Origin of the sequence: Arthrobacter crystallopoietes BAB-32 (genome assembly GCF_000328305.2) — a bacterium.
Taxonomy (GTDB): domain Bacteria; phylum Actinomycetota; class Actinomycetes; order Actinomycetales; family Micrococcaceae; genus Crystallibacter; species Crystallibacter crystallopoietes_A.
The window spans coordinates 1-8,854 of record NZ_ANPE02000268.1 but is presented as its reverse complement, the minus strand read 5'-3'; the positions used below and the strand labels follow the sequence as shown (position 1 = coordinate 8,854).

Below are 8,854 nucleotides of genomic sequence, written 5' to 3'. Positions count from 1 at the left end.
TCCCGTACCCGTCGAGTTCGCCGGGTTCGTCGCCGCCGGCGGCGGTGGCCAGCGGGATCGTGACCGACACGAACGCCTTGACGTTCCCGCCGCCCCACACCTCACCCGTCAACCCCCCACCGGCCAAACCCGCGGGCTGCCCGGTGCCGTTGCCATCGGCGTCTTCGCCGTGCGTTGTGGCGGCGCCGCCGGTTGAAGCGGCGGCGCCGTTGGCATGGGATTGGAGGCAGAGGTCGGCGAAAGCGTCGGCGCGCAGCTGGGCCAGGGTGCGGGTTTCCCCGTCGCGGGTCTTCAAATGCTTCGCCCATTCCTGCACGAGGTTGTGCACGGCCAGCAGGGTGTCGGCCGGGCCGTGGATGGTCAGTTCGGCCATCCCGTCCTCCTGCGGCCTAAACCAGACACCGCGGTGCTCCATCGCCTGATCGTGGCGTTCGTCCAGGGTCTGCGGGTGCAGCCGCTGCCTGGCCTCCCGCACCCACCCCTGCAGGGTCTCCCGGGTGACGTTCTCCGCCCCCGGCAGCACGGCCGCCTCATACTCGGGCAGCACCGCAACGGGCAGGTCCCGCGACCCGTACAGGATCGCCTGGACCCGGCCGGCATCGATCCGGCCCTCGCGCATCGCGGCCAGCGTGTTCGGGAAGTACCGGCACAGATGGTTCGCCTCGGCCAGCTGCGCGGCCACGCTCTGGCGGGACTGGTGCAGGTGCCAGGCGACCTCGCGCACCGCGTCCCGGGCATACCCGTCCGGGCCCATCTCCGCAAACCCCGCTCCGTGCGCCGGGCCGCGTACTCGCCCAAACCCTGGATCCGCTGCGCCTGCCAATACGCCGTGACCTTCTCCGACGCGGCAACATAATCCAGCACCGCGGCGGCATCCAACCGGGCCAGATCCACCCGCGCCAGGATGACCATCAGGTCCGTCGGCTCAATCTCCCGCCACGCCTCATGCCACTCCACCGGCCCATGCTCCACCAGCTCCGGCACCCGCGGCCCGGCCGCCGCCCGCGCCGCCTCCCTGGCCTTCTCCCGCTTCGCCCGCTGCGCCGGCGACAACGCCCAATCCGGCAACTCATCCACCACCCGCCGCCGGGACGGACCCTTCCTCCCATCAACCGGCCCGGCGCCCTCCTCAACAGGCTCTACCGGGTCTTCAGGCTCGGCGACGGTGTCAAGCTCGGCCGGCTCGACTGGCTCTGCGGGCCCAGAACGGGTGGCAGGATCCGTGGCAGCGCCGGGTGCCGGCGTCGCCACCTCGGCGGCATCAGCGACAGGCATGTCAGAATTGGCGGCAGGCACAGGATCCGGCCATCCAGCGGCTGCGGCATCGCCTGTAGGCTCCTCCGCAGGGGCCGGGGCCGGATCATCCTTCGCTATGGGGTGGGTCCAGTCGATGGTTTCGGGGATCGAGAGATGAACGGTGCCGACCCGAGGATCTTCGACAACGTGAACGGTGCGCCCGGCACTCGCGACCTGGTCCGGATACATCTGCTGGAGGCACTGCTCCATCAATGCCCTATGCAGGTGGAACTCAAAAACAGAAGAAGACCCGCGGAAGGCAGCCGAGGAGGCGGCATCCATGTGCCGCTCACCCGACCGCTGCTTCCCGAAGTCCTCCATACAGCAACACTATGAGCTGGCTCTGACAATATTCGGGAGCGCATTCCGGGGGGTAGGGGAAAGTGGGGTGAATGAGGCTTACGTGCGTCTTCACAGGCTAGGTGTAACGCTATCGGCAACACGGTGAGAGAGACATTTGGCTGCCGCTATCCAGGCAACCGTGCGGAAGGGAGTCATGGCCCACCCCAGATGAATATCCAGTCAGCCACCTGGTGTTGGGTCGCAGCCTGATTGAAGCTGCTTATCGCGCTTGGGTAGCTGCGGCCAGCACCTGCAGGCAGCGCGTCCGGTCCAGGTGTTCCAGTTCGAGGCGGAGATTGTCCCGTTCCCGGAGGACCTCGCCCTCGGCGGCAAAACGTCCGCCCCCGGTGGTATCCTCGAAATTGGTCGAAAGTGTGTTCGAAGGAGGTGGCCGACGTGGGGGAACCGGACGGGCTGTTTTACGCGGCTCCGCCTCCGGACGGACTCGGAGCCTCGGCGCAGGCCAGCGGGTTTCCCTCGCCGGCGCGCGACTACTTCCATGGCGGAATCGACCTGAACCGGCACCTTATTAGGGACCGCACCAGCACCTTCATCATGCGGGTGTCCGGCAATTCGATGGCCGCCGCCGGGATCAGCGACGGGGACGAGCTGATCGTCGACCGTGCGTTGACGCCGCGGGACGGGTCAGTGGTGATCGCGGCGCTGGACGGCGAGCTGGCGGTGCGCCGGCTGCGGCTGGAACATGGCATGGTTCGGCTGCAAACGGACGACGGCGGTGTCCCTACCGAGGTGCCGGAGCTTGCGGACCTGAGCATCTGGGGCGTCGTCACCCGCTGCCTGCACCATGTCTAGCGGCACGGCTTCCGGCGAGACGTCCGGCGGCGCCGCGCGGATCGCGCTGGTGGACGTCAATAATTTCTATGTCTCCTGCGAACGGGTCTTTGACCCTCGGCTGGAAGGCCGCCCCGTCGTCGTACTTTCCAATAATGACGGCTGCGTGGTGGCGCGGTCGCAGGAAGCGAAGTCGCTGGGCATCGCCACCGGGGTGCCGTGGTTCCAGGTGGAGCCGCTGGCGCGGCGCTGGGGGCTGGTGGCCCGCTCGAGCAATTACGAGTTGTACGGGGACCTGAGCTCGCGGGTTATGGAGCTGCTTGGCCGGTTCGGCGTCTGGCAGGAGGTCTACTCGATCGACGAGTGCTTCCTGGGCCTGCCTGGCAGCGAGGCGCAGCTGCGCACGACGGCGGGGGCGATCCGCACGGCGGTGGGCCGGCGTGTGGGCGTGCCGGTCTGTGTAGGGGTGGCGCCAACGAAGACGCTGGCCAAGTTTGCCAACCACATCGCCAAGCGCAACCCTGGGATGGGCGGCGTCTGCTCGCTGGATTCGATGCCTGCCGGCGACATTGAGCGGATCCAGTCGCGCGTGCCCGCCACGGGGCTGTGGGGCGTGGGGCGGAAGACTGGGCAGCGGCTGGCCGCGCTTGGGATCGAAACGATCGCTGACCTGAAGGCGGCGGACCCGCTGATGATCCGCAAGCGGTTTTCCGTGGTGCTGCAGCGGACAGTGCTGGAGTTGAACGGCACCGCCTGCATCCCGCCGATTGATGAGCATGCGGACAAACAGCAGATCATCTTCTCGCGCAGCTTCTCGTCCCCGGTCACCACCGCGGAGGAGATGGACCAGGTGATGGCCGTTTATGCCCAGCGGGCCGCGGCCCGGATGGCGGAGGACGGGCTGCGCGCCTCGGTGCTGACCGTGACCGCCGGGACCAGCCGCTTTGCCGGCGGGGCGGCGTCCTTCCCGTCTGCGAGTGTGCAGCTGCCGGCGCCCACGCAGGATCCGATCCAGCTGACCCGGGCGGCCGTCGGTGCCATGCGGGGTGTCTTCGAAGCGGGGCAGAAGTACGTGCGCGCCGGCGTGCTGTTCACCGGGCTGGAGCCGGCCGACGCGCAGGAGGCCTTCGATCCGTTCGTGAGCGACCTGGACCAGCGGCACATCGGAGACCTGCTGGGCAGCGTGCGGGCGAAGTTCGGCGAGGCCGCAATCGGACTGGGGCAGGGCGGGCTGGCGGCGCCGGCGGCGTGGTCCATGAAGCGCGAGTTCTCCTCGCCGAGGTACACGACCGAGTGGAAGGACCTGCCGGTGGTGCGGGCGTAGCCGCCACCGGCGAGCAGGCTCACCGGCAGCGTTGCTCGAAGCTCCCGCTGTGTTCGCCTCAACCGTTGGCCCGTAGTGGCTGCTTTGCGGCGTTTTGCGGGCCGAAAGCGGCCACTACAGGCCAATGGATTTAAAGAACGACGGCGGCGCCCAGGCAGGCGCCGCCGTCGTCAGGGTCCTGGTGCTAGCCGGGGAAGGAGACGTGCGGAACGTCGCCCTCGCCGTCGCGGTCCTTGTCTCCGTAGGCCTTCTTGGCCAGCTCGTTGGCCTCCGCCTCGTCACCCTGGACCGGGATGTTGTCTTCCTGCACGTCGTCGGTGCCGGACGTCGCTTCGTCGGCCAGGTTCGGCTCGTTCGGGTTCTCGGGGTGCAGCTTCTCGTGGGCGGCCATGCGTCCTCCTTCTCGAGTTGCGGGATCTGCCCGGACGCGGCCGGCGGGCCGCGCCGTAATTCCACCCTACGCGCCGGACACGGTGCTGCCCATGGGGTGGGCGATGTCCGCAGGGCTCGGTGGCAGATGCCCTCGGCGGAGTGGCTGAGCAGTGCGGGCGGTCAGCGGTGGGCGAAGTCCAGGCCGAGGCGCCGGCGGCTCAGATAGAGGCTGAGGGCAATGCCGAGCGCGGCGAAGGTGCAGGTCATCCACCAGGTGGAGTTCCAGCCTCCGGCGATGGTGGCGAGCCAGGCGGCGATGGTGGGACCGGTGAAGTTGCCGACGTTGAAGATCTGCTGCATGAGCCCCATGGCGGCCGGGGCGGAGCCGCCGGGCGGGGCGAGGTCCACGGCCAGCCGCGTCAGGGTTGCCGGGATGACGGCGCCGGTCATGGAGAAGGCCGCGACGCAGGCGAACTGGATGGCGGCGCCGCCCGCCACGGAGCTCCAGTCCACGGCGAAGGTGAGCAGCGACGTCGTCCCCATCAGGATGAAGGTGGGGATGAGCAGCCGGCGTGGTGTGGCGCCGCGCTGGAGCAGGGGAGCGGTGGCAACCGCGCCGACGGCGTTCAGGCCGCCGACGACGGCGCTGAGGATGCCGGGCCAGATGCCGGTGACGCCGTTCTGCTCGTAGATTGTGGGCAGGAAGCCGACGACGGCCATCCACTGCACGGTGTAGCAGGCGAAGACCAGTCCGGCGATCCAGGGCTTGGCCGAGCGCACGGTCACGCCGATTCGCCGGGCGGCCGCGGGCAGGCCGCTGTCGTCGCCGGCGGGGTCCTTCGGAACGAAGGCGAGCACCAGCGGGACCGGCACCAGCGTCAGGGCGGCCATGATCCACCACCAGGTCTGCCAGCCGGCGACCTGCAGCACCAGCGCGCTGGCCACCAGGCCAATGAATGTGGCGCAGCCCTGGTACGCGCTCCAGAAGCCGACGGCGGTATTGACCCTGCGCAGCGGCGTGTTGGCGCGGATCAGCCCCGGCGCGACGACCGTGGCCAGCAGGAAGCCGGCGCCTTCCAGCGCCCGGCTGGCCATCAGCAGGCTCGCACCGGTGGCAAATCCGCCGATGATCGACCCGGCAAACAGCAGCCACAACCCGATCAACAGGCAGCGGCGGGAGCCGATCGTCTCGGCCAGCAGGGATACGGCGAGGCCGCCCGCCATGCCGGCCACCTGGACCAAGCCGAGCAGCACGCCCGCCTGGACGAGCGAGAGGCCAAGTTCGGCCTGGATCAGCGGGATGGCCGCCGGCAGTTTCCAAATGTGCATCGCGGCAGTGATGCCGGCCAGAACGACGACGATCCAAGCCGCGTCCACGCGCTGCCGGGTCACTGCTGCTGTTGCCACTTCTGTCCAACCACCTTGGGATTGCCTGGCGTCCAGATTATCCGCGCGTGCGGGAAAGGTGGCATCAAGCCCATACTGTGACGGCAGGCACCCAAGCCGGGTTCCGGCGTCGTTAGCGGTGCAGGCTCAGAGGTTGCGTTCGGACTGGTGCTGCCGCTGCCCGCCCGCCTCCGTGGGAAGCTCCGGAACCGGGACCACCACGACGTCCTGGACCTTCCAATCCAAGTCGATGCAGCCGTCCCGGGCTTCCTCGAAGGCCTCCAGCGGCGGCATGGGTCCGCGCGGCACCACGAACGCCTCGACATGGAAGACGTGGCCCTGGTCCCGAACCCGTGAGCCGGCCTCCTTCACCCAGGGCAAGCTGCGGAGGTGCTCGTTGATCTTTCCGATCAGCGGATGGGGCTCGCGGTCGTCAAACGTCATGGCCCGGGTGTCCATCAGGTCCGTGATCGCACCGCGCATGTTCTTGTAGCCGTCGCGCAGAATGCTGGCCGCGATGAACAGCGCGGCGGCGGCGTCAGCCCACCACAGCCCGATGCCGATGCCCGCCACGCCAAGGATGGTGCCGACGGCGGTCATCCAGTCCGCCTTGTTCATGTCCGCATCGGCGTAGAGCACCTTGTTGTGCAGCTCCTTGGCCAGCTTGATCTTGATCCGGCCGAGGATGACCGGCGGGATCGACGTGACGGCCATGACCGCCATCATGATCCAGCCGAGCCAGATCGTCTGGCCGAACAGCTGCACGGACCCGATCGGCGGGTGCTCGCCCTTGAGCAGGCCCATGCCGGAGTCGATCAGCAGGAACAATCCCATGGCGCAGAGGGCCACCGCGGCGACCAGGTGGCCCACGCCGGTGGCGCGGTGGTAGCCGTATGGATAGCCTTCCGACGGCGGCTTATTGACCATCCGCACGGCGACCAGGAAGGCGATCGGCGGTGCGAAGGACAGCATGTCCTCGATCCAGGCCGCCTTCATTGCCTGCGAGTTCCCCATGGCCAGGAACACCATAGTGACGGTGACGGCGAGGGCGCCGATGGTGATCCACTGGATGCGGACGGCCTTGTGCAGCACCCGTTCCAGGTCCTCGGGCAGCTCGGCCCGGCCAAAACGCGCGGTCACTTCAGGGCCTCCAGGTTCAGCAGGAATTTCTCGAGTTCAAACAGGAACGCGTTCTCGCCCATCGGGGCGGCCATGACGTGCTGCTCCTTGTCGCCCTGCGCATTGGTAGTTTCCAGGTACGGCTGGGTCAGCGCCGCGTGCTTGGACCACGGCGAATCCTTGGTCAGGCCACCGACCACCAGGTCCAGCTCGCCGCGTTCCAGCTGCCTGATCAGGTCAGATTCGCCGCCGGAAACCCACTCCACGCTGGCATTCTGCTCCGCCGCGAACTGCCGGACCAGCTGCACCTCGGTGCCCGCAGGGTCCCCGCCGCTGCCGGCCTCCGTCCACGACGGATTGTAGGAGATGCCCGCCTTCAGGGTTCCGCCCGCCACCCGCTCCAGCGTGCCGTCCGGGTCCGCGGGAATCTTCAGGCCGCAGCCGGCCAGCAGCGGCAGGAGCAGTACCGCTGCCAGAAGTAAGAGTTTCTTGCGCATAACCTGACCATAGCTAAGCATGCTGACTTTTTCATGGCGGGGCGGACTTGGCTGTCCATCATTGACCCTGGCTGCCCTTCTTTACCCTTCAACCAACGTCTTGGCCTGCGGGTTTATAGAACTTGCAGCTTAAAGTTGGGCAGATTCGGCGGCGGTGGAGCGGGCGGGGCAGTGTCGGCGGCGGTGGAGCGGGCGGGGGCGGTTTCGGCGGCGGTACGGGAAATGGGGCCCGGAAAGTCCGACGGCGGCACCTAAGGTGGATGCCGCCGTCGGACTTGGGAAGGGGGTGGGTAGGGCCTAGTTGGCGAAGCCCTGCCAGAGCGCATCGAACGGCGCGTTGGAGGAGACGCGGGCCTTGATGCCCTCGGTCACGAAGGCCTTGGCCGTCCTTGCGGCCTCCAGCGGTGCCGCGCCCTTGGCGAGCTCGGCCGTGATGGCGGCGGCGAGGGAGCAGCCGGCGCCGGAGACGGCCACTTCGCCGACCTTGGGCGCGCTGAGGACCTCGAGGGTTTCGCCGTCGAAATAGACATCCACGGCGTCGGGGCCGTCGAGCCGGACACCGCCCTTGGCCAGCACCACGGCGCCGGAGGCCCGGTGGATGAGCCGCGCGGCTTCCTTCAGGTCCTCCACGTTGTTGATGGTGATGCCGGAGAGGGACTCGGACTCGAAATGGTTCGGCGTGACGAACGTGGCCAGCGGCAGGACGTCGGCCTTGAGTGCCTGGTCGGTGTCCAGCGCGTGGCCGGGCTCCTGGCCCTTGCAGATCAGGACCGGGTCCAGCACTACGTTCTTCCAGTCCTGCGACTTCAGCGCGGCGGAGACGGTCTTGATGGTGGCGGGCGAGCCGAGCATGCCGATCTTGACGGTGTCGAGGCTGCCGGCGTAGCAGGCCTGGATGGCCTCGAGCTGGTCCGCGATGACCTGCGGGTCGACCGGGGTGAAGCGGTGGTTCCAGTTGTCGTTCGGGTTGAAGGCGACGATGCAGGTCAGTGCCGTGATGCCGTAGGTTCCCAGTTCCTGGAAGGTCTTGAGGTCGGCTTGGGCGCCCGCGCCGCCGGTGGCTTCCGAGCCGGCGATGGTCAGGGTGACAGCGGGACGTGTGGCTGTGGCTTCAGCGGAAAATGACATGCCTCCATTTTCCACAATGGGGCGGGCCGGACCGAAACGGCCCGGGCCGGGGTCAGTCCCGGACGTCCATCAGTTTCCAGACCGCGGCCCGTCCAACCGCGGCGCAGGCCCCGATCAGGCCGGCCAGCCAGAGGGTTTCCAGCGCCGCGCCGCCGTACATCACGCTGAAGATCAGCCAGGCCACGGCGGTGATGACGATGAAGAAGGCCAGCACATGCAGCCCCTGGTTCCGGACCGGCCGGAGCGCCAGGCCCAGCAGGAAGGCGATCGGCGCGCCGATGACCAGCCCGATGGCGCCGGCGTAGAGCAGCACCACCACGGCCATGCCAAAGGTCGGCCAGACGTGGCGCCAGCTGAACGTCCCGCCGATCACCGAGATCATCATGACCGCGAGCGAGAAGGTGGCGATGGTGGCGAGGAAGCCGGCGAAGAAGGCCAGTGGCCCGAAGGTGACCTTGTGGCGCGGGTTGCGGGCGCCGAGCAGCTCGTCGGCGAACTCCTCATCCGGATCGGCCGGCGGATTGCCGGCCTGGCTCGTCTCCGCCGCCGGGCGCGGGCCCTGTTCGAGGAGGCCGTCCAGCGCGTCGGGCGGCATGCC

Annotated in this window: 9 protein-coding genes; 2 read left to right on the top strand and 7 right to left on the bottom strand. The window is 68.4% G+C overall.

Annotated elements, in window-relative coordinates:
- Nucleotides 1–754 (bottom strand): DUF222 domain-containing protein (locus D477_RS19335; protein WP_005274110.1); only part of this gene is annotated, 754 nt, incomplete at its 3' end.
- Between the two features lie 1,280 nt (nucleotides 755–2,034).
- Between D477_RS19335 and D477_RS19330 the strand changes: the two genes are divergently transcribed.
- On the top strand, nucleotides 2,035–2,451 hold the full coding sequence (locus D477_RS19330) for a LexA family protein (protein WP_005274106.1): 417 nt from the start codon (nucleotides 2,035–2,037) through the stop codon (nucleotides 2,449–2,451).
- On the top strand, nucleotides 2,444–3,754 hold the full coding sequence (locus D477_RS19325) for a Y-family DNA polymerase (protein WP_005274103.1): 1,311 nt from the start codon (nucleotides 2,444–2,446) through the stop codon (nucleotides 3,752–3,754). The genes D477_RS19330 and D477_RS19325 overlap by 8 nt, the downstream gene beginning before the upstream one ends.
- A 184-nt stretch (nucleotides 3,755–3,938) precedes the next feature.
- Here D477_RS19325 and D477_RS19320 read toward each other — a convergent pair whose 3' ends face one another.
- From D477_RS19320 to D477_RS22870, 6 genes are all read right to left on the bottom strand, one after another.
- Entirely contained in the window at nucleotides 3,939–4,145 is a 207-nt protein-coding gene (locus D477_RS19320) for a hypothetical protein (protein WP_005274101.1), read from the bottom strand.
- A 161-nt stretch (nucleotides 4,146–4,306) separates the two neighbouring features.
- Nucleotides 4,307–5,533 (bottom strand): MFS transporter, encoded by a 1,227-nt coding sequence (locus D477_RS19315; protein ID WP_005274098.1) that lies wholly within the window; start codon nucleotides 5,531–5,533, stop codon nucleotides 4,307–4,309.
- 126 nt (nucleotides 5,534–5,659) lie between these two features.
- Nucleotides 5,660–6,652, bottom strand: a complete 993-nt coding sequence (locus tag D477_RS19310; protein ID WP_005274095.1) for a cation diffusion facilitator family transporter — start codon at nucleotides 6,650–6,652, stop codon at nucleotides 5,660–5,662.
- Entirely contained in the window at nucleotides 6,649–7,128 is a 480-nt protein-coding gene (locus D477_RS19305; protein ID WP_005274092.1) for a transporter substrate-binding domain-containing protein, read from the bottom strand. Before D477_RS19305 ends, D477_RS19310 begins: the two co-directional genes overlap by 4 nt.
- A gap of 297 nt (nucleotides 7,129–7,425) precedes the next feature.
- On the bottom strand, nucleotides 7,426–8,256 hold the full coding sequence (locus D477_RS19300; RefSeq protein WP_005274089.1) for a hydroxymethylpyrimidine/phosphomethylpyrimidine kinase: 831 nt from the start codon (nucleotides 8,254–8,256) through the stop codon (nucleotides 7,426–7,428).
- A gap of 52 nt (nucleotides 8,257–8,308) precedes the next feature.
- A partial coding sequence (locus D477_RS22870) for a hypothetical protein (RefSeq protein ID WP_005274086.1) occupies nucleotides 8,309–8,854 on the bottom strand: 546 nt, incomplete at its 5' end.

Excerpts from the sequence above, each read along its gene's own strand:
- D477_RS19325 (WP_005274103.1), top strand. The coding sequence starts at position 2,444 with ATGTCTAGCGGCACGGCTTCCGGCGAGACGTCCGGCGGCGCCGCGCGG.
- D477_RS19320 (WP_005274101.1), bottom strand. The coding sequence starts at position 4,145 with ATGGCCGCCCACGAGAAGCTGCACCCCGAGAACCCGAACGAGCCGAAC.
- D477_RS19305 (WP_005274092.1), bottom strand. The coding sequence starts at position 7,128 with ATGCGCAAGAAACTCTTACTTCTGGCAGCGGTACTGCTCCTGCCGCTG.
- D477_RS19300 (WP_005274089.1), bottom strand. The coding sequence starts at position 8,256 with ATGTCATTTTCCGCTGAAGCCACAGCCACACGTCCCGCTGTCACCCTG.